Source organism: Pradoshia eiseniae, assembly GCF_002946355.1.
Classification (GTDB): Bacteria; Bacillota; Bacilli; order Bacillales; family Pradoshiaceae; genus Pradoshia; species Pradoshia eiseniae.
Genome location: NZ_PKOZ01000047.1, coordinates 1 through 1,223, shown reverse-complemented (window position 1 = coordinate 1,223; position 1,223 = coordinate 1). Strand labels below are relative to the sequence as shown.

The window sequence follows — 1,223 nt, the reverse complement described above, 5'->3', positions numbered from 1 at the left end:
TTTAGGACACTTTCATCATATCAAGAGGTCTTTTTACGCTCAAATCTCATTTTCATTCATTACAGGAATGCTGCCCCTTTACTTCCATAAGAACTTCAACACAAAAAGGCATTAATCCTTCTTCCTGGATCAACGCCACTGATTGTTTAAGTGGATTTCTTTCATAATTACAACTTATTTCCTTCGCTGGCTTTTCATTTAATGATCACATATAACACATATGATTTAATGGTCAAGGACCCGTACCACAAGTAATTGTATGTAAGCCAATCACTGAAAATTGGAGAGTCTACAATTATTTCAAAAAGCCTTAAACCATACATTAAGTATAATGATAATAGGTACACACCATACGCAAATATCAAAAATCAATTCCCATATTGGGTTGTGTTGATTTGCTGCTTTTCCTTCATTTATCTTTTTTTTATATAATTCTTGCACTTTCCTTTGCTTATCGCTTTTGTCTTGTTTATTAAGGTACATTGGTATCACTCCTGTTCCCTGAATGATTTTGGATGGCTGACAATAAAATGGTGAATTATAGAATTTTCTTTAAGGAATTATTCTCTATTATATTGAAATATCCTTCTTCTGCTAGTCGAGTAGAAGAGAGCCTTTTTACCTTACGGTAAATTGTGCTTCTCCCCCCTCTCAGAACCGTGCTTGCGCTATTAACGCACACGGCTCCTCCTAGTTATCATTTACAGAATATAGCTAATTTCTTTTCTTAATTCATAGATGTTGACCCTGATTCTTGGTTTGGGAAGTGGGAACATTTGAAGGAAGAGCCTGAATTTATCCCATGTAAAGGACTTTCTCTGACTCCTTCTATTCAGCCATTTAAATAGTAAAATTTCGATTTTCTCTTTGAAGTCATTAACAGTTTGAGAATTGTCAGTGATGCAGTAATAGTTGTAGTATCCTACTAGAGAGCGTCTAAATCTTTCCATGATTAGATGGATACTTTTATTTCTATTAGACTTCAACCATTCCTTAGATTCTTTAAGCTTGCCTTGGACTTTCTTTCTGCTCGATTTCCGTTTAACACGAAACTTTCCTTGTTTACTTTTCCCACAATAATGAGTAAATCCAAGGAAATCGAAGGTTGCAGGCTTACCATTCCCTGTTCGTTTTGCATTATTTTCCGCAAATCTCCCGAAGGGAATAACCTTGGTTTTATCCTCAGCTATTTCCAAGTTAAATTTCTTCAATCTCAGTTTTAA

2 protein-coding genes are annotated in these 1,223 nt (G+C 34.9%); both read right to left on the bottom strand.

The genetic code is table 11. The features are described 5' to 3' along the window. Positions 1 to 300: 300 nt before the first annotated feature. On the bottom strand, positions 301 to 483 hold the full coding sequence (locus CYL18_RS18960) for a hypothetical protein (RefSeq protein ID WP_104851022.1): 183 nt from the start codon (positions 481 to 483) through the stop codon (positions 301 to 303). A gap of 218 nt (positions 484 to 701) precedes the next feature. After that, positions 702 to 1,223, bottom strand: a 522-nt coding sequence (locus CYL18_RS18955) for a group II intron maturase-specific domain-containing protein (protein WP_330847615.1), incomplete at its 5' end; no start/stop codon positions are given.